We start from the raw sequence: 22,795 nt of genomic DNA on the forward strand, positions 1-22,795 counted from the left end.
GGTCGAAGGGACCGGCGACGGTGCCGATCCGGCGCCGGCCGGTCGCGTACCGGTGGCGCATGGTGCGCGAACGTCGCCGCGGGCGCCCGCGGCGACGCGGCGGACCGGCTCCGGCGGGGAGAGCCCGGCGCTGTTCGACCACGCCGACGAGCCCGCCCCGGTCGCGGGGCTGCTCGGGCCCTGCCGCCGCTCCGGTGGCGGGGGCCTGGGCCCGGCGCTGGGATGGGGGCATGGACGATCGTGCCGCCCCTTGGTGGGCCGTGCTTCCGCCGGTCGCCGGGGCGGCGGTCATGGCGACCGGCATCCTCTCCGTCGGGCTGTCTCTCGTCGGGCTCGAGGTCGTCTCGCTGGTGGCGTTCGTCCTCTCCTGGGCGCTGTGGCTGGTGCTGGCGGGTGACTTCATGGCCCTGTTCCTGAGCGATCGCCGCGGTTGGGAGGGACAGGCGGACACACCGCCCGCACTGACCGCCGTCGCCGCGACGACCATCCTGGGGGTCCGTTGCGCGCTGCTGGGGTGGGGGCCGATGGGCCTCGCCCTGCTCGGGGTGTCCGCCGCCGCGTGGGCGGTGCTGCTCCCCGCGGTGCTGCGCCATCTGGGGCACCGGATGCCGGGAGGTGCCTTCCTGATCTGTGTCGCGACCCAGGGGCTCGTGGTCCTGTCGGGCACGCTCGCGCCGCGCTACGGCCGTTGGCTCGCCTGGGCGGGACTGGTGCCGTTCGTGCTGGGGCTCGTGCTGTACGTGGTCGCGCTGGTCAGGTTCGACGGCCGCCAGGTGGTGAGGGGCGCGGGTGACCATTGGGTGGCGGGCGGGGCGCTGTCCATCTCGGCACTCGCCGGGGCGAAGCTGCTGGCGAGCGGGGTGTGGGCGGGGGACGTCCTGAGGGCGGTCACCCTGGTCCTGCTCGGGCTCTCGCTGCTCTGGTACGTGGTGCTCCTCGCGGGCGAGGTGGCGCGGGCCAGGGTGGTGTACGACGTCCGGCGGTGGGCCACGGTCTTCCCGCTCGGGATGACCGCGGTCGCGTGCCTGTCCGTGGCGACCGCGGCGGGGATCGGTTGGCTGGACCCGTTGGGGAGGGTGCTGCTGGGGATCGCCGCCGCGGCCTGGCTGCTCACCGCGTACGCGCTGGTGCGTCAGGCGTCGAGCGGGAGGCCGGTGTAGTTCTCGGCGAGTTCGGCCGCCGCGTGCGGGGAGCCGGCGATCCGGTCGAGCTGGGACTGCTGGAGCCGGGTGTCGAAGGGCGACTGGGCGGGATCGGCGTGGAGGGTCGTGGTCATGAAGTACGAGAAGTGCTCGGCCCGCCAGACGCGCCGCAGGCAGGTGTCGGAGTAGGCGTCCAGCAGCTCGGTCGAGCCGGTCTTCGCGTGGTGGGCGAAGGCGCGGGCGAGGACGATGACGTCGGCGGCGGCCAGGTTCAGCCCCTTCGCGCCGGTCGGCGGCACGATGTGCGCCGCGTCCCCGGCGAGGAAGACGCGGCCGTGGCGCATGGGCTCGGTGACGGAGCTGCGCATGGGCAGTACGGACTTCTGGGTGACGGCGCCGCGGGTGAGGCGCCAGGCGGGGTCGGTGGTCAGCGAGAGGCGGGCGTCGAGTTCGTCCCAGACGCGCTCGTCGGGCCAGTCGGCCGGGTCGGTGCCGTTCGGGACCTGGAGGTAGAGCCGGCTGACGGCCGGGGAGCGCATGCTGGCGAGGGCGAAGCCCCGCTCGGAGTGGGCGTAGATCAGCTCGTCGTACACCGGCGGTGCCTCGGCGAGGATACCGAGCCATGAGTAGGGGTAGGTGCGCTCGAAGGTGCGCCGCTCGGTCTCGGGGACGGCGTGCCGGGTGACGCCGTGGTAGCCGTCGCAGCCGACGACGTAGTCGCAGGTGAGCGTCTTCTCCTGGCCCTGGTGGGTGTAGCGGATCAGGGGGCGGTCGGTGTCGACGCCCTCCACGGCGGTGACCTCGGCCTCGAAGTGCAGGGGGCCGCCCTCGGCGAGCTGGAGGGCGACGAGGTCCTTGACGACCTCGGTCTGGGCGTACACCCAGACGCGCCGGCCGCCGGTGAGGGCGGGGAAGTCGATCCGGGTGGCGCGGCCGTGGTGGCGCAGCTCTATGCCGTCGTGCGGGAGCCCCTCGGCGTCCAGGCGGGCGCCCGCGCCGGCGGCGCGGAGGGCGTCGACGGTGGCCTGTTCGAGGATGCCGGCCCGTTGGCGCTGCTCGACGTAGGCGCGGTCGCGGCGCTCCAGGACGACGCTGTCGATGCCCGCCTGGTGCAGGAGGCGGGCCAGGAGCAGGCCGGAGGGGCCTCCGCCGATGATGCCGACGGTGGTGTGCATGGGGTCTCCTCGTCGCGTCGAACCGGGGTGGTGCGGAAGTCAGGAACCGGAACTCGTCACCGGATCCGACTCGTCACCGGACCCGGCTCGTCGCCGGATCCGGCGTCCTGTTCGCATAGTGAAGACATTTTCACTATGCTGGGAGTCTGGTCGCGGGCGGGTTCGCCTGTCAACGGGGTGCCCGGCCCCGTTCGCTACGGTGGACCGAAGATCACCGACGGAGAGCCGATGCCACCCACCAGCACCACTGCGGCCGAAGCGCCGCCCGAGGCGGTGACGCCCCTCCTGCGCGGGATCGGCGTGTTGTGCCGGCTCACCGAAGCGGGCGGGCGGATGCCGGTCGGCGAGGTCGAGCGCGCCACCGGCCTCGCCCGTTCCACCGTGGACCGGATCACGGGGACGCTGGCACGCATGGGGTACGTGCGGCTCGAGGGGCGCGACGTGCTGCTCGCGCCACCGCTCCTCGAACTCGGCAACGCCTACCTCGCCTCCGTACGACTGCCCGACCTGCTCGGCGGGCGGGCGGACGCCCTCGCCGACGCGCTGGACGAGTCGGTGTCCCTGGCCGTCCCGGACGGGGACGGGATCCGCTTCGTGCACCAGGCGACCCGGCGACGCGCGATGTCGGTGAGCTTCCGCATCGGCGACCTGCTGCCCGCCGAACGCAGCGCTCCGGGCGCGCTGTTCGCCTCCGAGTGGGACGCGTCCGCGTGGGAGGGGTGGCGTGCGAGGCGGTCCGCCGACCCGCAGGGCCGGAGCTTTCCCGCCGCGCCCTCGCGCACGGCGGGCGCCGTGGACTTCGAGGAGCGGGCCGCCGAGGCCGGGGCGTGCGGCTGGGCCCTGGACGACCAGCTGGTCGAACCCGGGCTCGTGGCGCTCGCCGTGCCGGTACGCGGCGCCGACGGGAGCATCACCTGTGCGCTGAGCGCCGTGAGCCACACCAGTCGGCACGACGCCGCCTCGCTGCGCGACGCGCTGCTGCCCCGGCTGCGGACCGCGGCCGCCGCGATGGAGGGGGAGCTGCGGGAGGCGCCCGGGGCGACCCCGGCCGAACCGACCGGGCTCGCCGCATGGACGGGGGCCTCGAAGCAGGAGCTGGGCCGGGAGTTCGTGGAATCGCTGGCGCGCGGGCTCACCGTGCTCACGGCCTTCGGGGAGGGCCGTGCCGCGCTGCCGCTGACGGCGGTCGCCGAGGCCACCGGCCTCGCCCGGGCCACCGCCCGGCGGGCCCTGATCACCCTCGAACACCTCGGCTGTGTGGCGGTGGACGGCCGGGAGTTCCGGCTCACGCCCCGGGTCCTCTCCCTCGGCTTCGCTCCGCTGTCCCGGACCACACTCACCCGGATCGCCCAGCCGCACCTCGCGGACCTGGCCGAACGGGTGCGCGAGTCCACGTCGCTGGCCGTGCTGGTCGGCGGCGAGGTGCAGTACACGGGCCGGGTGGAGACCAGCCGCATCATGAACGTCCACATCACCATCGGCACCCGCTTCCCCGCGTACGCGACCTCCATGGGCCGCGTCCTGCTCGCCGACCTGCCGGCGGAGGAGCGCGCGGCCCGGCTCGACGCGTCCGAGCCGCGTGCCCTCACCCCGTACACGGTGACGGGGCGCGCGGAGCTCGACGCCCTCCTCGACCGGGTCGGGCGCGACGGCTACGCGCTGGTCGACGAGGAGCTGGAGGAGGGCCTGCGGTCGATCGCGATGCCGGTCCGCGACCGCGCGGGCCGGGTCGTCGCCGCCGTCAACGTCGCCCTGCACGCCAGCCGCAGGTCCGCCGAGGAATGTGTACGGGAGGTCCTGCCGGAGCTGGCGACCGCGATCGCGTGCATCGAGGCGGACCTGCACGTCACGGAGCGCTTCGCCCGTGTTCCGGCCCACTAGTGCGGTGACCGGGAGACGTTCGCCGGGTGTGAACGTGTGCCGGCAAGATCTCCCCGTGGATCTGTCCGAGGGCCTGGCCGGCTGGACCGACTGGGACGGTGCTGCCTTCCAGCTGGGCCGCTCGCTGGGGATATTCAGCGAGACTGAGACGTTCACCCAGGTCAAGTGGGTGTTCTGGACCAACAACCCGCTGGGGAACGCCCTGCACGAGATTCTTGGGCAGCTGACCGCGGCGGGAGTGCTGGAGCATCGGGACGAGCCGGACGACATCCAGTTCCGTTGGCTCGGCCGGTGACCTCGGGCCGCTTCAGCGCGCCGGCGCCTGCCCCGGCGGATGCGTTCCTCACCGCGGATGCGGGCGCGTTCGCGCCCGGAGGCGGCCGGCGCTTCAGGGGTGCGAGGGCGCCCCTCCGCCGGCGATCGCCCGTACCGGACGCCGCGAGCCCGCCCCGCGGGCGGACGGCGCCGCGTTCCGGACGACACGACTGGCGGATGTCTCACCCGGCTCCACCGGTCCCGTCCTGGTCTTCTTCGCCGAGGACGCGTTGGGCCACGGCGAAGGCCGCGTTGGCCGCCGGGACCCCGCAGTAGACCGCCGTCTGCAGCAGGGCCGCGGCGATCTCGTCGTCGGACAGGCCGTTGCGGCGGGCGGCGCGCAGGTGCATCGCCAGTTCGTCGTGGTGGCCGTGGGCGACCAGGGCGGTGAGGGTGACCAGGCTGCGCTCCCGCCGCGACAGGGTGGGGTCCGTCCAGATCTCGCCCCACGCGTAGCGGGAGATGAAGTCCTGGAAGCGGGCGGTGAGCGGGGTCTGCCGGGCCTGGGCGCGGTCCACGTGGGCGTCGCCGAGGACCTGGCGTCGCGCGGCCGTGCCGCTCCGCGCGGCCGAGCCCGTCAGATGCCCGCGCAGGGCGGCGAGCACGGCCTCCGGCCGTTCGGCGGGGGCGAGATGGGAGGCTCCGGGGAGCTCGGTGAGGGCCGCGCCGGGAACGGCGTCGGCGATCTCACGGAGGTGGGCGGGCGGAGTGGCCGGGTCCTCACGGCCGGCCACGAGCAGGGTGGGCGCGGTGATGTCGGCGAGCCGGTCGCGCAGGTCGAAGGCGGCCAGGGCGTCGCAGCATGCGGCGTACGCCTCCGGGTCGGCGGCCCGGTGGTCCGCCACCAGGCGCGGCACGGTGAACCCGGGTGTGAACCAGCGGGCGTCGGCCGTGTCGGCGAGCTTCGCCAGCCCTTCGCGGCGTACGGCGGCGGCCCGCTCCTCCCAGGGCGCGGCGCCGCCGAAGTGGGCGGAGGAGCAGAGTACGGCGAGCCGGTCGACCCGGTCCGGGTGGTACGCGGCGAGATGGAGCCCGACGGCGCCGCCGAGCGACACACCGGCGTACGAGAAGCGGTCGGCGCCCAGGGCGTCTGCGAGGCCCAGGACCAGCCGGGCCAGGTCCGCCACGGTCGCGCCCGGCCCGATCAGATCGGCGGGCGAACCGCCGTGCCCGGGAAGGTCCCACCGCACGACCCGGTGGGTGGTCGACAGCTCGGGGGCGACGGCGTCCCACAGGGCCGTGGAGGTCCCGAGCGAGGGGCCGAGGACGAGGACCGGCGCCATGGCGGGCCCTTCGACGAGGTGGTGCGGGGTGCGGGGGCTCAACGTCGCTCCAGGGCTTGGTCGGTGAGGGCGCCGGCACGGCCGGCGGCCCGGAGGGGGTCGGTCAGCGAGGCGACGTCCGTTCCGGCCAGTTCCGGCCGTGCCGCGAGGAGTTCGGCCAGCGGCCGGCCCTCGGTCCGGCTGCGGGCGGCGAGTTCGGCGAGCAGCGCACGGGCGCGGGTACGGCCGAGCAGCGGGGTGAGCGCCACGGAGAGCCGTTCGGCGACGAGCAGCCCGCCGGTGACGTCCAGGTGGGCCCGCATGGCGGCCGGGTCGACGCGGAGGCCTTCGGCGAGGGCCGCCGTGTGGTGGGCGGCGCCCCCCACCAGCCGCAGGAGTGCGCGCAGGGGTTCCCACTCGGCGTGCCAGGCTCCGGCGGGGCGTTCGTCCTCGGCGGCCACACTGGCGTAGAGGCTCGCGGCGAGGTGCGGGGCACGGCGCGCCGCCGAGGCGACGAGGGTGGCGCGCACCGGGTTCGCCTTGTGCGGCATGGCGGAGGACCCCCCGCCCGCGCCCTCCGCGACCTCGGCGATCTCGGTGCGGGAGAGGACGAGGACGTCGACGGCGATCTTGCCGAGCGCCCCGGCCGCGAGGGCGAGGACGCCGGCGAGGTCGGCGACGGGGGTGCGGAGGACGTGCCAGGGCAGGAGGGGTACGGCGAGGCCCAGTTCGTGTGCGTACGCGGTGGGCAGGGCGGCCACGTCCTCGGCGTCGTCACCGCCGCCGCAGTAGTCGGCGAAGGCAGCCAAGGTCCCTGCGGCACCGCCGAGTTGGGCGGGCAGCCCGCCCCGCACGGCGGTGATCCGGTCCCGGGCGTCGAGGACGAGCGAGCGCCAGCCGGCCGCCTTCAGGCCGAACGTGGTCGGGACGGCGTGCTGGGTGAGCGTGCGACCGGGCATCACGGTGTCCCGGTGGGCGGCGGCGAGGGCCGCGAGCGCCCGTTCCGTACGGGCGAGGTCGTCGAGGACGGCCCCGAGGGTGCGGGCGGCCACCAGCATGGCGGCGGTGTCCAGGACGTCCTGACTCGTGGCGCCCCGGTGCACGTACGGGCCCCACTCCCCCGCGGCCTCGGTCAGGTCCGCGACCAGCGGGATGACCGGGTTGCCCCCGTCGCGTGCCCGCAGCGCGATCGACCGGACGTCGAACCGGTCGTGCCGAGCCGCCTCGGTGACGGCCCGGGCCGCCTCCGTGGGGGCGGCGCCGGTGGCGGCCTGGGCGCGGGTGAGCGCGGCCTCGGCGTCCAGGAGGGCCTGGAGGAAGGCCGTGTCGCCCGTCGCGGCCTCGGCCGGCGAGCCCGCCCGTACGGGATCGAGCAGACCGGCGTCGGGGCCCGGAAGCAGGTCGCCGGTCGGAGCGGGGCCGGTCACGGGAACTCCAGGAACACCGTCTCGCCCTCACCCTGGAGCCGCACGTCGAAGCGGTAGCTGCGGTGCGGCTCCTCGGCGGCGATCAGGGTGGCGCGCCGGCCGGCCGGGAGCCGGTCGAGAAGCGGGTCGGGACCGTCGGTCAGGTAGGCGCGCGTGTAGAGGTGGTGGAGCAGCCCGCGGGCGAACACGCAGACGCTGATGTGCGGTTGGCCGGGGTTGCCGGGCGGCAGGGTGTGCAGCGTGTAGTGCCCGTCGGCGTCGGTGGCCACACGGCCGAAGCCGGTGAATCCGGTGCCGTCGCGGCCGAGGTACCCGCCGGTGACGGGGTCCCTGCGCAGCGAGCCGGGCGCGCCGGCGAGGGAGCCGTCGGGGGCGGCCTGCCAGAACTCGAGAAGGGCGTCGGGCACGGGTTCGCCCGCGCCGTCGAGCACGTGGCCGTGCAGGGTGACGCGCTCGGGGTGCCCGTCGGACACGATGCGCCCGCCGTCGGGGAACGGCAGCGCGTAGCCGTAGAAGGGGCCCACGGTGTGGGACGGCGTGGGCAGCGGCGGTGTGGGCTCCACGGCGGTCAGCGTCCTTCCTCGATCCAGGTGGCGGCCGGCCCGTCGAGGACGATGTCCCAGGCGTAGCCGAGGGAGAACTCCGGCTCGGACAGGCTGTGTTCGTAGCGGGCGACGAGCCGGTCGCGGGCGGCCGGGTCGGTGACCGAGCGGATGATGGGGTCGTGGGCGACGAGCGGGTCGCCGGGGAAGTACATCTGGGTGACGAGCCGCTGCGTGAAGGCCCTGCCGAAGACGGAGAAGTGGATGTGGGCCGGGCGCCAGGCGTTGGTGTGGTTGCGCCAGGGGTAGGCGCCGGGCTTGACGGTGGTGAAGGAGTACCGTCCCTGATGATCCGTCAGAGTGCGTCCGACGCCGGTGAAATGAGGATCGAGAGGGGCCGGGTGCCGGTCCCGCAGATGGGCGTACCGCCCGGACGCGTTGGCCTGCCAGATCTCGATCAGCTGTCCCCGGACGGGCCGGCCGGCCCGGTCGAGGAGGCGCCCCGAGACGGTGATCCGCTCGCCGAGGGGTTCGCCGGCGTGCATCCGGGTGAGGTCGTTGTCGTGCTCGGTGACGTCGGTGACGCCGAAGACGGGCCCGGCGAGCTCGACGGCCTCGGGATCGCCGTCGACGGCGACCGGCGGCCGCCGCGGGTGCCGGAGCAGGGAGCTGCGGTACGGGGCGTAGTCGCGCGCCGGATGGTGGCGGGGCGGGGCGCCGGCGGCCAGGGCGCTGTCGTAGGCCGCCTGGAGGGCGCCTATCTCGGCGTCGATGTGGTCCTGCGTGAGGTCGTTCACGAGAGCTCCAGTGAGTCGGAGTGGGGACGGCGGAGGCGGTGACGGGCCTCGCCCGGGTCCGGGACCGGGACCGCCCGGAGTTCCGGTCCGAGCAGGGGCGCCGCCGTCCGGGCGACCACCTCCTGCACGGTGACGCCCGGCGCCGTCTCGACGAGGACGAGTCCGTCCTCCGTGACGTCGAGGACGGCCAGGTCGGTGATGATCCGGTCGACGCAGGCGCGTCCGGTGAGCGGCAGGTCGCACTCCTCGACGATCTTCGGGGTGCCGTCCTTCGCGGTGTGGGTCATGACGACGATGACGGTGCGGGCGCCGTGGACGAGGTCCATGGCGCCGCCGATGCCGGTGACGAGGCGGCCGGGGACGGCCCAGTTGGCGAGGTCGCCGCGGGCGGAGACCTGCATGGCACCGAGGACGGCGACGTCGATGTGGCCTCCGCGGATCATGCCGAAGGAGAGGGCGGAGTCGAAGTAGGAGGCGCCGGGGAGGACGGTGACGGTCTCCTTGCCGGCGTTGATGAGGTCGGGGTCGACCTCGTCCTCGGTCGGGTAGGGGCCGGTGCCGAGGATGCCGTTCTCGGATTCGAGGACGACCTCGACCCCTTCGGGGAGGTGGTTGGGGATGAGCGTGGGCAGGCCGATGCCGAGGTTGACGTACTGCCCGTCGCGGAGTTCGAGGGCGGCGCGGGCGGCCATCTGTTCACGGGTCCAGGTCATCGTGCGGTCCCTCGTGCCGGAGGTGCGGAGACGGTGCGCCGTTCGATCGCCTTGTGGACGGCCTGCTCGGGGGTCAGGGCGAGGACGCGCTGGACGAAGATCCCGGGCAGGTGGACGTGGTCGGGGTCGATGGCGCCGGGCTCGACGAGTTCCTCGACCTCGGCGACGGTGACCCGGCCGGCCATGGCGGCCAGCGGGTTGAAGTTGCGGGCGGCGGCATGGAAGACGAGATTGCCGTGGCGGTCGCCCTTGGCGGCGCGGACGAGGGCGTAGTCGGTGCGGATGGCCTGCTCCAGGACGTGGGGGACGCCGTCGAAGTCGCGCACCTCCTTCGGCGGGGAGACGAGGGCGACGCCGCCCTGCCCGTCGTAGCGCCAGGGCAGTCCGCCGTCGGCGACGAGGGTGCCGACACCCGCGGGGGTGTAGAAGGCGGGGATGCCGCAGCCGCCGGCGCGCAGGCGTTCGGCGAGCGTGCCCTGCGGGATCAGCTCGACCTCCAGCTCACCGGCGAGGTACTGGCGGGCGAACTCCTTGTTGGCGCCGATGTACGAGCCGGTGACACGGACGATCCGCCCGGCCGCGAGGAGGACGGCGAGGCCCGCGTCCATGGCGCCGCAGTTGTTGGAGACGACCTGCAGGCCGCCGACGTCGCGCTCGTGGACGGCCTGGATGAGGGCGTTCGGTACGCCGCTGAGGCCGAAGCCGCCGACCGCGAGCGACGCTCCGTCCGGGACGTCCGCCACCGCCTCGGCGGCGGTGGCGACCACCTTGTCCATGGGATAGCCCTTCGTTTCCGTGCGGGAGTCCGTGCGGGAGTCCGTGCGAGAGCAAGGATCCGGAAGCTCCGGACCCGCGAGCGACTGGCACGTACATCAATCAGTGCACTGACTATTTTTTCCGACTGGGTCATGCTGACAGGCGTCCACCGCACCGTCAACGGGTCCTGACCGCCCGAAGTGATGCGGGGTATCGTTCCGTGCACCGACGAAACACCAGGAGGGGGCGCTCATGGCCGCCGTGGATCTGGCCGCGCATCCCGGACATCTGGCCCGGCGACTGCAGCAGGCGCACCACCTGCTGTGGACGACGATGGTCTCGGAGGACATCACCTCCCCCCAGTTCGGCGTCCTGAACGCGTTGACGGCCGAACCCGGCCTCGACCAGCGGACGGTCGGCGAACGGGTGGCACTCGACCGCTCGACGATCGCCGAGGTCGTCGGCCGCCTGATCCGCCGGGGCCTGCTCGACAAGGTGCGCGACCCCGCGGACGGGCGCCGCTTCCTGCTCCACCTCACCCCCGAAGGGGTGCGCGTGCACCGGAAACTGACGGTGCGCACGGCGCGCATGAACCAGATCTTCCTGGCCCCGCTCTCGGCCGAGGAGCAGACCCTTTTCCTGTCCCTGATCCGGCGGGTGTCGGACGCGGCGGAGGAGCTCCGCAACCCGACGGAGCCCCTCCCCTCACCCTGAGCCCCGGGCTCGGGCTCCGGCCCGATCCCGGAGGGCGTCACCCCCCGGCTGACGCCGTGGCCGCCGACGGCGCACCGACGGGTGCCGCCGGGCGGCCCGCACGGGCGACGAGCGGGACCAGGGCGACGGCGACCGAGCCGACGATCCCGGCGACGGCGAAGGTCGTGAAGCCCCAGCTCTGATGACCGGCCGCGGCGAGCGCGCCGACCAGCCAGGGGCCCACGACCGCGCCGATGCGACCGACACCGGTGACGAGGCCGAGGCCCGCGGCGCGCTCGGCACCCCGGTAGACGCCGCCGGTCGCCGCGTAGACCATCACCTGGGCACTGAACAGCCAGACGCCGGTGACCGCGACGACGACGTACGTGACACCGAGCGGCAGGTGCGCCCTCAGCAGGAGCGCGCCCACGGCGGTGAGGACGAACCAGACGGCGGCGACCCGCAGCGGCCCGAAGCGGTCGGCGAGGCGTCCGGAGATCAGCAGGCCGACGATGCCGCCCGCGTTGATGACCATGAGGAAGGCGACGGAGGAGTCCAGGCCGTAGCCGGAGGCCCGCATCATCGTCGGCAGCCAGGTGGCCACGCCGTAGACGAGGAGCAGCCCACAGAAGGACGCGGCCCACAGGAGCGGGGTCACCCAGCGCGACTCCGGACGGAAGAGGGCCCGGACCGCGGCGACGCGCCCCTGGGCGCCGGCGGTCGGCGCGGCGAGCGGGGTGGGCCGGGCGAGGCCGTAGCGGTCGGCCACGGCATGGGCCTGCTCGCGCCGACCGCGGGCGAGCAGCACACCGGGCGACTCGGGCAGCAGGGCGAGCAGCAGCGGTACGGCGACGACGGCGGGCAGGACGCCGGCCCAGAACACCCAGCGCCAGCCCGCGGCGGGCGCGAGGCCGAGCCCGAGGCCGGTGGCCGCCATGCCGCCCACGTGGTACGAGGTCATCAGCAGCCCGGTCATCAGGGCGGCCCGCCTCGGCGGGGCGAACTCCAGGACCATCGCGAGGCAGAGCGGCATGAGACCGCCGAGGCCGAGGCCCGAGACGAAGCGCCCTGCTCCGAAGAGGACGAGGTCCCCGGCCAGGGCGCAGACGGCGGAGCCTGCGGAGAAGAGGGCGATGCTGGCGACGAGCATCGGCCGGCGGCCGAGCCAGTCGGTGATGTTTCCGGCCGTCAGTGCACCGATCAACATGCCGAAAGTGGTCCAGCTGCCGATGGTGCCGGCGCTTGCCGGCGTGAGGCCGAGGCCGGGGTCGTCGAGCATGTGCGGCATCACGGCGCCGTAGATGGTGACGTCCATACCGTCGAAGAAGACCGCGACCCAGCAGAGCGCCAGGACGGGCAGGACGGAGCGGAGGGTGTGGGGTCGGGGCGGAGCGGAAGGGTTCGTCATGGGGTTCCCTGGGGACGCGGCTCGTTCGGCGGCTCTTGCTCACCAAGATCTGTTCGCCTGGTGAAATGGATTTCACTGGCCAGGTGGCATGAGTGTCCGCGCGGAGCGATCGGGTGTCAACGGGCGGCACAGAAAACCGTTGGTGCACTGACGATCCGCGAGGGGAGGTGGGCCGGACGGAACGAAGCGATGGGGGACGAGTCGACGGGACGAAGCGGTCGGGGACGAGCCGACGGTGGCGAACCGGGCGGGACGAACCGGGCAGGGCGAACCGGGCAGGGCGAACCGGGCAGGGCGAACCGGGCGGGACGAGCGGGGCGGGCGGCACCCGCCCCGCGCGGTCAGGCGAGCAAGGTGGGAGCCGCCTGGTCGAGGACGCCGGCGATGCGCCGCCAGGTCTCCTCGTCCCGCTCGACGGGGGCGAGTTCGCGCCCCGCGCCCGCGCCCCACGAGCTCGCGAGGGCGACCGGGTCGCCGCCACCCGCGGCGGCGGCGGCGAGCGCGGCGGCACCGAGGGCGACGAGCTCGGTGGCCGCGGGCACCACGAGGGGGCGGCCGGAGAGACGGCGGACGGTCTCGGTCCAGACCCGGCCGCGGGCGCCGCCGCCGATCAGCCGCAGCGGTAGGTCCCGCACGGCCGGTGCGGCGGGGTCGAGCCCGCAGGCGGCGAGGAGTTCGTCGAGGGCGCGCAGCACGGTGAAGACGGCTCCCTCGTAGGCGGCGCCGAGCAGCGCGTGGGGCGTGGTGGCGTGCCGCAGCCCGGTGAGCAGTCCGGTGGCGTGCGGCAGGTCCGGGGTGCGTTCGCCGTCGAGGTACGGCAGGAGGACGAGGCCGTCACCCGGTGCGGCGTCCTCGCGGTCGAGGCCGAGGAGGGCCGCGATCCGGTCCACGGCGAGGGTGCAGTTGAGCGTGCAGCCGAGCGGAAGGTAGGCGCCGTCGGCGGCGGCGAAGCCGGCGATCCCGGGGCTGGCGGGGCGGGTGCGGGTGGCGGCGAAGACGGTGCCCGAGGTGCCGAGGCTGACGACGGGACGGTCGAGGAGTCCGGCGCCTCCGAGGCCGAGGCCGACGGCCGCGGCCATGTTGTCGCCGGTGCCCGCGGCGACGGCGATGCCCGCCGGGAGCCCGAGCGCCTCGGCGGCGGCGGGGGTGAGGGCGCCGGCCCGGGTGGCAGCGGCCGGGGCGACGTGCGGGAGCTGGGCGGGGTCGAGGCCGAGCAGGGCCAGCAGCTCGGGGTCGTAGGCGGCCCGCCCGGTGTCGTACCAGCAGGTGCCGGAGGCGTCGCCGGGGTCGGTGACGGCGGTGCCGCAGAGCCGCTCGGTGAGGTAGTCGTGCGGGAGCCGGACGGCCCTGGTGCGCTCAGCGGTGGCGGGGTCGTTCTCGCGCAGCCACTGCCACTTCGCGGCGGTCATGGAGGCCACCGGGACCGAGCCGGTGCGGGCGAGCCAGGCGTCGGGGCCGCCGAGGGCACCCGTCAGCGCGGCGGCCTGGAGGGCCGAGCGGGTGTCGTTCCACAGGAGCGCGGGCCGCAGCGGGCGCCCGTTGCCGCCGAGGACGACGAGGCCGTGCTGCTGGCCCGCGACGGCGATGCCGCTGACGGCGGCGCGCGGCACGGCGGCCTGCCGCAGGGCGTCGGCGACGGCCCGGGCCAGGGCGGTCCACCACTCCTCGGGGTCGGTCTCGCGGGCGCCGTCGGCGCCGGTGACGGGGTGCGGCGCCCGGCCGAGCGCGAGCAGCGCGCCGGTCTCCGCGTCGACGAGCGCCGCCTTGGTGGACTGGGTGGAGCTGTCGACACCGATCACCACCGGACCTGTGGGCATGGGCCGGCTCTCCTTTCCAGGTGCGGGCTCTGGCGCCCGGTCTCTCCTGACGGTATTAGTTATCTCAGAAAACAAATCTGGCGGCCAGCCTCACGAAGGAGCCGGACATGCCGCAGCATCTCCTCCCCACCCCCGACGACCGCTTCACCTTCGGCCTGTGGACGGTCGGCTGGCAGGGCCGTGACCCGTTCGGCGACGCCACCAGGCCGGCCCTGGACCCGGTCGAGTCGGTCGAGCGGCTCGCCGCCCTCGGCGCGTACGGCGTCACCTTCCACGACGACGACCTCATCCCCTTCGGAGCGGACGAGAGCGAGCGGGCGCAGGCGGTCAAGCGCTTCCGGGGCGCGCTCGACCGCACCGGGCTGAAGGTGCCGATGGCCACGACCAACCTCTTCACGCACCCGGTGTTCAAGGACGGTGCGTTCACCGCCAACGACCGCGACGTGCGTCGTTTCGCGCTGCGCAAGACGATCCGCAACATCGACCTCGCGGTCGAGCTCGGGGCGTCCGTGTACGTGGCCTGGGGCGGGCGCGAGGGTGCCGAGTCCGGCGGGGCCAAGGACGTACGGCTCGCACTCGACCGGATGAAGGAGGCCTTCGACCTGCTCGGTCAGTACGTCACCGAGCAGGGGTACGAGCTGCGCTTCGCCATCGAGCCCAAGCCGAACGAGCCCCGTGGCGACATCCTGCTGCCGACGATCGGGCACGCCCTCGCGTTCATCGAGCGGCTGGAGCGCCCCGAGCTCGTGGGCGTCAACCCGGAGACGGGCCACGAGCAGATGGCGGGGCTCAACTTCCCGCACGGCATCGCCCAGGCCCTCTGGGCCGGCAAGCTCTTCCACATCGACCTCAACGGCCAGTCCGGCATCAAGTACGACCAGGACTTCCGGTTCGGCGCGGGCGATCTGCGCCAGGCCTTCTGGCTCGTCGACCTCCTGGAGACCGCCGGGTACGCCGGGCCGCGCCACTTCGACTTCAAGCCGGTGCGCACCGACGGCTTCGACGGCGTGTGGGAGTCCGCACGGAACTGCATGCGCAACTACCTGATCCTCAAGGAGCGCGCCGCCGCGTTCCGGGACGACCCCGAGGTCACCGCCGCCCTGGCCGCTTCCCGCCTCCACGAACTCGCCGCGCCCACGGCCGCGGACGGGCTCGCGGGCCTGCTCGCCGACCCCACGGCGTACGAGACCTTCGACTCGAGCGCTGCGGCCGAGCGCTCGATGGCCTTCGAGCGGCTCGACCAGCTCGCCCTGGAGCATCTGCTGGGGGTGCGCCGCTGAGCCGATTCCCCTCGGCGCGGCTCGAGTTCGACCCACCGCCCGGTCCGGCACGCGGCGCCCGCCGCTCCCGGATCAGGCCGGGATCGGGCCTGATCCGACCTGATCCAGTCGGATCCGGTCGGATCCAGTCGATCCCGTCGGATCGGGTCACGGCCGCGCGCCGGGGCGCGGCAGGCGGATCGTGCGCCTACTAGGCTGCGGCGATGGAACGCTTGACCGACGTGCCCGAGAGCTCGGACCGGCCCCCGGTTCGTGACCGCGCGAACGACTACGACAGCTTCGCCGAAGCGTACGCGGCGGAGAACGAGAACAGCCTCGTGAACGCGTACTACGAGCGGCCCGCGATGCTGGCCCTGGCCGGAGACGTGGCCGGTCGCCGCGTCCTGGACGCCGGCTGCGGCTCCGGCCCCCTGTCCGCCTCGCTGCGCGAGCGTGGTGCGGTCGTCACCGGCATCGACGCGAGCGCCGCGATGCTGGCGCTGGCCAGGCGGCGGCTGGGTGCCGACGTCGCCCTGCACGTGGGCGACCTCCGCGACCGCCTGCCGTTCGCCGACGGTGCGTTCGACGACGTGGTGGCGTCGCTGGTGCTGCACTACCTGGACGACTGGGGGCCGACGCTGGCCGAGCTGCGGCGCGTGCTCAGGCCGGGCGGTCGCCTGATCGCGTCGGTGGACCATCCGATCGTGGCGTACACGATCCAGGACCCCCGGCCCGACTACTTCGCGACCACCAGTTACGCGTTCGACTGGGACTTCCACGGGCGGTCCGTCCCGATGAGGTTCTGGCGCAAGCCGTTGCACGCGATGACCGATGCCTTCACCCGCGCCGGCTTCCGGCTCTCCGTCATCAGCGAGCCCCGGCCCGACCCGGCCGCGCGGGAGCTGTTCCCCGACGACTTCCCGCGGCTTTCCGACCGTCCGTGCTTCCTCTTCTTCGTCGTCGAGGTGCCGTCGTCGGCCGCGGGTGGCCACGACTAGAGGGGGTGGTCCCTGGCGCCGAGGGCAGCGCCCGGGACTTTCGCAGCACCCCCTGTGGGGATCTCACGGCGGCGGCTGGTCCTCGGGTGGGAACGCCGGTGCTCCACCGCATGCGGACCTTGTCATGTCCAGGGCCCCGCTGCGGGTCCGGTCCGGCGCGTCGTGCAGGATCGCGCCATGAACAACACCAGCAGACGTACCGTCCTCGCCTCCGTCGCCGCCGTGGCCGCCGGCCTGCCCACCCTGAACGCCGTCGCGGGCAAGGGGGCGACGCCGGCCGCGGCGGCCGACACGTTCGTGTCCAACACCAAGCTGTACAGCGACGGGACGTACAAGGAGGGTGTCGACTACATGCGCCGATACCGCATCGGCGCCCCGGTGGTCACGGACAACGACCGTTACGCGAGCGTCCCCCTCAACAGCACCGCGGTCATCGCGCCGCACGGCGGTGGCATCGAGGCGGGCACCAGTGAACTGTGCATGGCCGTCGCCGGCTACACGCCCTTCGACTACGGCACCGATCCCTCGACCGCGGCGGTGGCGGGCGAGGTGCAGCGCGACTTCTGGATGTTCGAAGCCCTGACGCACTCCAGCGACCAGCACGTCACCTCGACCCACTGCGACGACCCCGCGGCCATCGCCGTCTGCTCCGGCAACCTGTACGCGGTCTCCCTCCACGGCTTCGGCGACACGACGCAGCGGAAGATCGTCATCGGCGGGCGGGACGAGCGGCTCAAGCGCAATCTGGCCGCGTCCTTCGCGACCTGCGGCATCGGCCCCGACACCGGCAACGCCGCCTGGAACGTGATCGTGGAGGGCGCGGGGGTCGACGACCCCATCAACGGCGACGATCCCGCGAACATCGTCAACCGCACCCGCACCGGCGCCGGTGCCCAGCTGGAGCTGTCCACCGCGCTGCGCGAGGCGATGTTCGGCGACTTCTCGACGGGCTCCCAGCGCAGGAGGACGGCGGGTCAGCCGAGCTCCGCCGCCCCTTACGCCGACCGCTTCTGGAACGGCTTCGTCAAGGCGGTGCGCGACGCCGTGAAGAACCACGAGCTCGGCCAGGACCCGCAGTACTACCCCACCGCCTGAGCCCCTCCCCGGGGAGGGTCGCGCCAGGAGCCGTGGGCCGCGGTGCTCACGCCGTCGTGTCGGGGCCGGCCAACTGCTCCGCGAGCTCCTTCTCGCTCTCCTCGGAGAGCGAGGTCTTGAGGACGGTCCCGCCGAAGGGCGCCATCGCCGCGGCGAACCTGTCCTCGGTGACCTCGGAGGCCATGATGACGACGGCCGACGAGCCGGGGCCGAGCAGCTCCTGGACCTTCCCCCGGAACTTGCCGTCGACGCCCATCTGGTTCATCTTGCCGATCAGGCCGCCGACCGCGGCGCCCACCACTCCCATGGCCGGCGTGAGGATGACCATGCCGAACACCAGGCCCCACAGGGCGCCGGCCGTCGCCGAGAGGGCCACCTCCTCGGACCTGGCCGGTGTGTCCACGTGGGTCTGGCCGTCCTCGTCCACCGTGACGACGGCCAGGCCGGTCAGCTCGACGACGTGTCCGTCCTTCAGCTTCTGCACCTCCGCGAACGCCTTGTTGGCGACCGCCTGGTCCTCGTAGCCGATGATGATGAGTTCGGACATCCGCTTCTCCTTCAGTGGGGGCCGGCAGCGCGGCCCTCGGTGTCAGTAGCGCAGCACGCCGGCGATGCGCCCCCGGCCGTTCAGGGCGTCGTCGGGCACGAAGCGGACCTCGGCCCCGGTCTCGAGGGCCTGCTCGACGATCTCGTCGACCATGTCGTCCCTGGCCCCGGGCTCCGAGGCGTCCGCGGGCCGCAGGTGACCGCCCTCGTCGCGCACGACCGTGCGGTAGTGCTCCTCGACGGCGAGCAGCCGCATCCGGCCGTCCTTCACGCCCTGCCACACCTCGTCGATGCCCCCGGCGTACTCATGCCGGCCCCGTGCGGCGTCCAGTTCGGCGACGACCGTGGCCGTCGCGGCGGCCTCGCGCGCGGAGCGGACCGGCCGGACGGCGTCCCGGACCGCGGTGGCCGGCCCCGCGGCGAGGCCGCCGTGCTCGATCGTCAAGGTGGCCGGGCCCAGGGAACCGAGGTCCGTCAGGAGCGCCAGCGCGGCGGACGAGCCCAGCACGTAGAGCGGCCGGGGTTCGGAGGCCAGTACGGCACGCAGCTTCTCGTGCGCCTCGCGCAGGAACTGACGCGTGGCCTCGTCCTGGAAGGTGCTGGGGAGGTCGCCGATGCGTTCCTTGCGCTCCGCGTCCGGGTCCTCCAGGCTGCGGGAGAGCGGGAAGCCGTCCCCGGTGTGCTCGGCGGCGTGTTCGGAGCCGCCGTCCCACAGGGAGACCCGGTCGGCGGCCACGGCCAGTGCCCAGTACGGCTGCTCGGCGGCCTGCGCGGCGACGAGGTTCCGGGTGAGGAAGGTGTTGGCCAGGACCACGCGTTCCGGGACCTCCCGGGCCACCGACCACACGTGGCGTTCTCCCGGGGCGACGAAGACCACCAGACCGTCCTCGGCGTGGACCAGGTCGATCTCGGCCTCGGCCCGCCTCAGCTGGTCGAGCACGTCCGCCCGGCGCTCGCGCGACACTTCCGGGTCCTCCTGGAGCGCCCTCTCCGCCTCGGCGATGAGGTTGCGCAGCCGGACGGGGTCCTGGGTGTTGTCGGGTTCGCGCCGGTGCGTCGGCATCACGAGGGAGAGGGCGGGGTACGGCCGGGGCCGGCGCAGCTTCGTGAGTGTGTCCGGGGTGAGCACGGGGTCCATGGGGTTGGCCTTCCTGGCGTGTTGCGGCGGCCCGGAGAGGTCGGGTTGCGCGCCGCCGAGGGGGTCGCGGGGACGGTGCGGCGGCTACCGCGCGCCGGTGAGCTGTTCGGCGAGCTCCCTCTCGTCCTCGTCGCTGAGCGAGGTCTTCAGCAGGGTGCCGCCGTGCCGCTGCATGGCCGCCGTGAACTTGTCGTCGGTGACCTTGGACGCCATGATCACGACGGCTGCGGAGCCGGGCTTGAGGAGGTCGCCCACCTGCTGCCGGAACCGGTCGTCGACGCCGGACTTGCTGAGTCTGCCCACGAGGCCGCCGAGTGCCGCCCCGGTCAGCAGACCGAGGCCGGGCACCAGGAAGAGCACGCCGAAGATGGCGCCCCACAAGGCCCCGGACGCGGCGGAGACGCCGACGACGCGGCTCGACGTGTCGACGTGGGTCCGGCCGTCCTCGTCCACGGAGACGACCGCGAGGCCGTTGAGGTGCACGACGTGGTCCCGCTGGAGGTCCTGGACCGTGCTGAACGCCTGCTCGGCCGCGCGGGGGTCGTCGTATCCGATGACGATGAGCTCAGACAACTGACGCCTCCTGGTCGCGCGGCCTCACCGCGACGACCGGAGCCACGCGGTCCGTGTGCCCCGCAGGGCCCGCAAGATCCCATGGTGCCCCGATGGTCCCTTTCCCGCGACCGGGCGGGGACGGCGCAAGGAGGCCGGGCGGACCCCGTGGGGTCCGCCCGGCCCGGTCGTACGCGGAGCCTGCTCGCTGTCGCGGGGCGGCGGTTATTCGAGCAGCTCCGCGTACGAGCCCATGGCCAGGGCGATGTCCGCCTGGGCCCAGAACCGGTGGTAGGTGAAGACGGGGGCGGCGCCGCCCGCCAGATAGGCCTCGATCTTCGGCCAGGCCGGGTCGTCCTCGTAGAAGGAGCGGATCGAGGCGAAGGTGGACGAGGAGTTCACGGTGTCGCCGTTGGGCATGGTGCCGGTCCAGCCGCTCGGGACGTACACGGGGTCGTCGAAGCGGTTGTAGTCGGCGCGGGTCTCCGGGACCGCGATGCCCAGCGGGTCCTGGTGATGGGTCCACATGCCGTCGAGCAGCGCCTTGGCGACCCGCGCGGCCTCGGCGTGTCCGGACCTGGCGGCGTAGTACGTCAGGGTCTTGGCGTAGGCGGCGGCCACGCCGACGTCGTCGGTGTAGTCGGCGACGGTGACGTGCAGGCCCTTGTTGGCGCCGGGGCTCGCCGCGTTCCAGGTGTCGGGCGCGCCGGACCACTGGAGGGTGGACGGGATGCGGTAGGTGCCGTCGGGGTTGATCGTGGTCCGGGACAGCGCCCAGGCGACCCACTTGTCGAGGACGGTCCCCGCGGCCGTGTCGCCGGTCTGCTGGTAGTACTCGGCGACGCGCTCCATGGACCAGGCCTGGAAGCCGAACCACTGGTTGGACGGCGGGTCGTGGTAGACCGGCTTCTCGTCGTAGTACATCCCGTGGAAGGTGGGCGTGCCGGTCGGCGGGGTGGCGTAGCGGCCCTGCCAGCTGTTGGTGGCGCCGCCCGCGATGGCCCCCTCGTCGGACTGGAGCCATCGGTAGAACTCCAGCTGCCGGGTGAGACTGGTGGCCCAGTCCGTCGCGCCGGTGGCCGACGTGGGTCTGAGCGGGGCGTGGGAGCTGAGGGCGTAGGCGGCGAGCGGGTTCTGGTAGCCGCCGTGGGCGTGGCTGGAGCCGATGCGCCAGGCCCAGCCGGCCGAGGTGTCGGTGGCGCCGCCCCAGGCGTAGTACCAGGACATCAGGTAGTGGGAACTGTTCTTGCCGCTGCCCGCGGGGCAGGCGGTCGGTCCGACGCAGTCGCCGACCTTCTTGAAGTACTTGTCGAACATGGCGTAGCGCAGGTAGTCGCCCATCTTGGCGGCCTTGCCGATGGTCGTGGCGACCTGGGCGCCCTTGCCCTGCTGTCCGGCCCACACGTCGGCCCAGTAGGCGGCCTGGACGGCGCGGGCGTCGGCGTCGGGCGCGTTGGTGAACTTCCACTGCCTGGCGTACGAGCTGTCCCCGGTGAACAGGTCGAGGTATCCGTTCCTGCCGCCGTAGGCGAACCGGTCGCAGGTCGGATGGGTGACGGTCTCCCAGACGGACTCCTGCGGGCCGCGCTGGAAGGTGTTGATGTACGACGGGCCGGTGGCGGTCGGGCCGGTGGAGCAGGTGCCGGGCTCGTTCCCGTAGCCGTAGACGTTGTCGACGTCCTGGATCCAGTGCATGCCGTAGACGTCGTCGGTGCCGTAGGCGCTCTTCAGCTCGGCGGCGAGCGGGTCGGCGCCGGCCGCGACGCCGGTGTCGAGCTTCGCCGGGTACTGGGACGGCAGGTCCCATTCGGGCGCGTAGGAGGCGGGCTTGGACGCGTTGTAGGCGAAGTTGGTGGGCTGGTCGGCGTGGGTGGGGATCATGTACCTCTCGAGCGTGTCCCAGGCGCCGTTGAACCTGGACCAGTCGCCGGTGATCTTCCCGTACATCGCCTGGAGCCAGACGAGGTAGCTGTACGCCTCCGATGTCGTCTCGTGGCCGTGGTCCGGGGCCTCGACGATCAGGGTCTCGACGGAGTGGTACGGGATGCCCTCGGGTGAGAAGTAGCCGTTGGCCGGGTTGGTGATCTTCCCATAGAGGTCGAGGAAGCGGGCGTCGTACGTGGAGGTCGCGGCGAGCTGTGCGACGGTGACCTCGGCCTCGGAGTGCCCCGGGGCGGTCGCGGTGAAGACGGCCGTGCCGGTGCCCGTGGACGCGGCGGTCACGGTCACCTGCTGGGCGGTGTTCCAGTTCGCGGGGGTGAAGGTGAGCGCGGCCGGGCTCGCGGTGAGACCGGTGACGCCGGAGGTGCGGGCGACGGTCACCGTGACGTCCGCAGGGGGCCGGGTGGAGAGCTTGAGGTCGAAGGTGCCGCTCCCGCCCTGGCGTACGGAGAGCTGGGCGGGGGTGGCGACGAGCGCGGGGCCCGCGGCGACGGTGATGCCGACGGGGGCGGACTCGCCGCCGGCGCCGAGGGAGTCGTACGCCTTGGCGTAGAGCGAGTGCGCGCCGACGGGCAGGGAGGTGACCCCGAGGGTGTAGGGCGCGCTGGTGTCGGTGCCGATCAGGCTCGTGCCGCTGTAGAACTCCACCTTGCTGATGGTGGCTCCGTCGGCGGCGGCCGCGGTGGCTCCGAGCGGCACGGCGTCGCCCTCGCCGTAGACGGCGCCGGGCGCCGGGCTGGTGAGGACGGTGACCGGGGGCTGGTGGGCGCCGGCGCAGGGGGTGCCGTTGACGCTGAAGGAGGTCGGCGCCGTGTTGGTGCCGGTGTAGGCGAACTGGGCGCCGGTGGTGACGGCGGCGCCGGCGGCGACGGTGCCGTTCCAGGCGGCGTTGGTGACGCTGACGGTCCGGCCGGTCTGGGTCCAGGTGCCGTTCCAGCCGTTGGAGAGCCTCTGGTCACCGGTGTACGCGTAGCTCAGCGTCCAGCCGTCCAGGGCGGTGGCGGCCCGGTTGGTGAGCGTGAGCTCGGCGGTGAAGCCGGAGCCCCAGTCGTTGGTCGTGTAGTCGACGCTGCACTGTACGGCGGCGGCCTGGGCGGGTGGCCCGACCGTCAACAGGGCGGCCGGCAGGGCGAGTACGGCGGCCAGCGCGGTGAGGGGCCGGACCGGGCGGCGTGGACCGTGGGGCCGGCGGGGCCGGTGGGGACGGCGGGGGTGGGGTGGCATGCGGGTGGTTCTCCTCGCGGCTCGGAAGGTGGGGTGGTGCGAGGGCGAGTGGTCAAGCTCTGAACCAGTGGGAGCGCTCCCACTGTGCAGATCTGACGAGACGCCGTCAAGACA

General features: G+C 73.7%; 20 protein-coding genes. 7 read left to right on the forward strand and 13 right to left on the reverse strand.

All coding sequences use genetic code 11. From position 1 onward, the window contains the following. Positions 1 to 230 precede the first annotated feature (230 nt). On the forward strand, positions 231 to 1,160 hold the full coding sequence (locus tag AB0M16_RS11050) for a tellurite resistance/C4-dicarboxylate transporter family protein (protein ID WP_365341208.1): 930 nt from the start codon (positions 231 to 233) through the stop codon (positions 1,158 to 1,160). Here AB0M16_RS11050 and AB0M16_RS11055 read toward each other — a convergent pair. Beyond that, positions 1,133 to 2,317 carry a 4-hydroxybenzoate 3-monooxygenase gene (locus AB0M16_RS11055; RefSeq protein WP_365341210.1) on the reverse strand — a complete coding sequence of 395 codons (1,185 nt, stop codon included), beginning with the start codon at positions 2,315 to 2,317 and terminating at the stop codon, positions 1,133 to 1,135. The genes AB0M16_RS11050 and AB0M16_RS11055 overlap by 28 nt on opposite strands. Positions 2,318 to 2,545: 228 nt before the next feature. Between AB0M16_RS11055 and AB0M16_RS11060 the strand changes: the two genes are divergently transcribed. Both AB0M16_RS11060 and AB0M16_RS11065 read left to right on the forward strand, forming a co-directional pair. Continuing rightward, on the forward strand, positions 2,546 to 4,198 hold the full coding sequence (locus AB0M16_RS11060) for an IclR family transcriptional regulator C-terminal domain-containing protein (RefSeq protein ID WP_365341212.1): 1,653 nt from the start codon (positions 2,546 to 2,548) through the stop codon (positions 4,196 to 4,198). A 55-nt stretch (positions 4,199 to 4,253) separates the two neighbouring features. Then, a complete protein-coding gene (locus tag AB0M16_RS11065; RefSeq protein ID WP_365341214.1) occupies positions 4,254 to 4,493 on the forward strand; it encodes a hypothetical protein in 240 nt (79 codons plus the stop codon). 202 nt (positions 4,494 to 4,695) lie between these two features. Here the strand turns inward: AB0M16_RS11065 and pcaD are convergent, their stop codons facing one another. From pcaD to AB0M16_RS11095, 6 genes are read right to left on the reverse strand one after another with little or no spacing between them, the layout of a single operon-like run. After that, positions 4,696 to 5,838: a 3-oxoadipate enol-lactonase gene (gene pcaD / locus AB0M16_RS11070; protein WP_365341216.1), complete on the reverse strand. Its 1,143-nt coding sequence runs from the start codon at positions 5,836 to 5,838 to the stop codon at positions 4,696 to 4,698. After that, positions 5,835 to 7,202, reverse strand: a complete 1,368-nt coding sequence (gene pcaB, locus AB0M16_RS11075) for a 3-carboxy-cis,cis-muconate cycloisomerase (protein ID WP_365341218.1) — start codon at positions 7,200 to 7,202, stop codon at positions 5,835 to 5,837. The genes pcaD and pcaB overlap by 4 nt, the downstream gene beginning before the upstream one ends. After that, complete coding sequence (gene pcaG, locus AB0M16_RS11080) at positions 7,199 to 7,774, reverse strand: protocatechuate 3,4-dioxygenase subunit alpha (RefSeq protein WP_365341314.1); 576 nt, start codon at positions 7,772 to 7,774, stop codon at positions 7,199 to 7,201. Before pcaG ends, pcaB begins: the two co-directional genes overlap by 4 nt. Then, positions 7,771 to 8,541, reverse strand: coding sequence for a protocatechuate 3,4-dioxygenase subunit beta (pcaH, locus tag AB0M16_RS11085; RefSeq protein WP_365341220.1), 771 nt, complete (start codon positions 8,539 to 8,541; stop codon positions 7,771 to 7,773). The genes pcaG and pcaH overlap by 4 nt, the downstream gene beginning before the upstream one ends. Beyond that, positions 8,538 to 9,254 carry a CoA transferase subunit B gene (locus AB0M16_RS11090; RefSeq protein WP_365341222.1) on the reverse strand — a complete coding sequence of 239 codons (717 nt, stop codon included), beginning with the start codon at positions 9,252 to 9,254 and terminating at the stop codon, positions 8,538 to 8,540. Before AB0M16_RS11090 ends, pcaH begins: the two co-directional genes overlap by 4 nt. Continuing rightward, positions 9,251 to 10,030 (reverse strand): CoA transferase subunit A, encoded by a 780-nt coding sequence (locus tag AB0M16_RS11095; RefSeq protein WP_365341224.1) that lies wholly within the window; start codon positions 10,028 to 10,030, stop codon positions 9,251 to 9,253. Before AB0M16_RS11095 ends, AB0M16_RS11090 begins: the two co-directional genes overlap by 4 nt. Before the next feature lie 232 nt (positions 10,031 to 10,262). Between AB0M16_RS11095 and AB0M16_RS11100 the strand changes: the two genes are divergently transcribed. Then, positions 10,263 to 10,724, forward strand: coding sequence for a MarR family transcriptional regulator (locus AB0M16_RS11100; protein ID WP_365341226.1), 462 nt, complete (start codon positions 10,263 to 10,265; stop codon positions 10,722 to 10,724). Positions 10,725 to 10,761: 37 nt separating this feature from the next. Here the strand turns inward: AB0M16_RS11100 and AB0M16_RS11105 are convergent, their stop codons facing one another. Then, positions 10,762 to 12,111, reverse strand: coding sequence for an MFS transporter (locus AB0M16_RS11105; RefSeq protein WP_365341228.1), 1,350 nt, complete (start codon positions 12,109 to 12,111; stop codon positions 10,762 to 10,764). Positions 12,112 to 12,452: 341 nt separating this feature from the next. Next, positions 12,453 to 13,928 carry a xylulokinase gene (xylB, locus tag AB0M16_RS11110; RefSeq protein WP_365341230.1) on the reverse strand — a complete coding sequence of 492 codons (1,476 nt, stop codon included), beginning with the start codon at positions 13,926 to 13,928 and terminating at the stop codon, positions 12,453 to 12,455. A gap of 107 nt (positions 13,929 to 14,035) precedes the next feature. On the opposite strand from xylB, the gene xylA reads away from it, so the two are divergent. The 3 genes from xylA (at position 14,036) to AB0M16_RS11125 (ending at position 17,280) form a co-directional block, all read left to right on the forward strand. Further along, positions 14,036 to 15,208 (forward strand): xylose isomerase, encoded by a 1,173-nt coding sequence (gene xylA / locus AB0M16_RS11115; RefSeq protein WP_365341232.1) that lies wholly within the window; start codon positions 14,036 to 14,038, stop codon positions 15,206 to 15,208. A gap of 203 nt (positions 15,209 to 15,411) precedes the next feature. Next, positions 15,412 to 16,185: a class I SAM-dependent methyltransferase gene (locus AB0M16_RS11120; RefSeq protein WP_365341234.1), complete on the forward strand. Its 774-nt coding sequence runs from the start codon at positions 15,412 to 15,414 to the stop codon at positions 16,183 to 16,185. A 177-nt stretch (positions 16,186 to 16,362) separates the two neighbouring features. Then, positions 16,363 to 17,280: a poly-gamma-glutamate hydrolase family protein gene (locus AB0M16_RS11125; RefSeq protein WP_365341236.1), complete on the forward strand. Its 918-nt coding sequence runs from the start codon at positions 16,363 to 16,365 to the stop codon at positions 17,278 to 17,280. Between the two features lie 46 nt (positions 17,281 to 17,326). On the opposite strand, the gene AB0M16_RS11130 is transcribed toward AB0M16_RS11125, so the two are convergent. From AB0M16_RS11130 to AB0M16_RS11145, 4 genes are all read right to left on the reverse strand, one after another. Further along, positions 17,327 to 17,827: a DUF1269 domain-containing protein gene (locus AB0M16_RS11130; protein ID WP_365341238.1), complete on the reverse strand. Its 501-nt coding sequence runs from the start codon at positions 17,825 to 17,827 to the stop codon at positions 17,327 to 17,329. A gap of 42 nt (positions 17,828 to 17,869) precedes the next feature. Then, complete coding sequence (locus AB0M16_RS11135) at positions 17,870 to 18,964, reverse strand: chemotaxis protein (protein WP_365341240.1); 1,095 nt, start codon at positions 18,962 to 18,964, stop codon at positions 17,870 to 17,872. Positions 18,965 to 19,048: 84 nt separating this feature from the next. After that, positions 19,049 to 19,537, reverse strand: coding sequence for a DUF1269 domain-containing protein (locus tag AB0M16_RS11140; protein WP_365341242.1), 489 nt, complete (start codon positions 19,535 to 19,537; stop codon positions 19,049 to 19,051). Between the two features lie 204 nt (positions 19,538 to 19,741). Continuing rightward, a complete protein-coding gene (locus AB0M16_RS11145) occupies positions 19,742 to 22,681 on the reverse strand; it encodes a glycoside hydrolase family 48 protein (protein WP_365341244.1) in 2,940 nt (979 codons plus the stop codon). Between the last annotated feature and the right edge of the window lie 114 nt (positions 22,682 to 22,795).

Source organism: Streptomyces sp. NPDC051921 (genome assembly GCF_040680975.1).
Taxonomy (GTDB): domain Bacteria; phylum Actinomycetota; class Actinomycetes; order Streptomycetales; family Streptomycetaceae; genus Streptomyces.

Bases quoted from the DNA above. Each gene is read 5' to 3' on its own strand.
- AB0M16_RS11055 (WP_365341210.1), bottom strand. From the start codon at position 2,317: ATGCACACCACCGTCGGCATCATCGGCGGAGGCCCCTCCGGCCTGCTC.
- AB0M16_RS11120 (WP_365341234.1), top strand. From the start codon at position 15,412: ATGGAACGCTTGACCGACGTGCCCGAGAGCTCGGACCGGCCCCCGGTT.
- xylA (WP_365341232.1), top strand. From the start codon at position 14,036: ATGCCGCAGCATCTCCTCCCCACCCCCGACGACCGCTTCACCTTCGGC.
- AB0M16_RS11090 (WP_365341222.1), bottom strand. From the start codon at position 9,254: ATGACCTGGACCCGTGAACAGATGGCCGCCCGCGCCGCCCTCGAACTC.
- AB0M16_RS11145 (WP_365341244.1), bottom strand. From the start codon at position 22,681: ATGCCACCCCACCCCCGCCGTCCCCACCGGCCCCGCCGGCCCCACGGT.
- AB0M16_RS11130 (WP_365341238.1), bottom strand. From the start codon at position 17,827: ATGTCCGAACTCATCATCATCGGCTACGAGGACCAGGCGGTCGCCAAC.
- AB0M16_RS11100 (WP_365341226.1), top strand. From the start codon at position 10,263: ATGGCCGCCGTGGATCTGGCCGCGCATCCCGGACATCTGGCCCGGCGA.
- AB0M16_RS11125 (WP_365341236.1), top strand. From the start codon at position 16,363: ATGAACAACACCAGCAGACGTACCGTCCTCGCCTCCGTCGCCGCCGTG.
- AB0M16_RS11105 (WP_365341228.1), bottom strand. From the start codon at position 12,111: ATGACGAACCCTTCCGCTCCGCCCCGACCCCACACCCTCCGCTCCGTC.
- AB0M16_RS11050 (WP_365341208.1), top strand. From the start codon at position 231: ATGGACGATCGTGCCGCCCCTTGGTGGGCCGTGCTTCCGCCGGTCGCC.
- AB0M16_RS11135 (WP_365341240.1), bottom strand. From the start codon at position 18,964: ATGGACCCCGTGCTCACCCCGGACACACTCACGAAGCTGCGCCGGCCC.
- AB0M16_RS11060 (WP_365341212.1), top strand. From the start codon at position 2,546: ATGCCACCCACCAGCACCACTGCGGCCGAAGCGCCGCCCGAGGCGGTG.
- AB0M16_RS11095 (WP_365341224.1), bottom strand. From the start codon at position 10,030: ATGGACAAGGTGGTCGCCACCGCCGCCGAGGCGGTGGCGGACGTCCCG.
- xylB (WP_365341230.1), bottom strand. From the start codon at position 13,928: ATGCCCACAGGTCCGGTGGTGATCGGTGTCGACAGCTCCACCCAGTCC.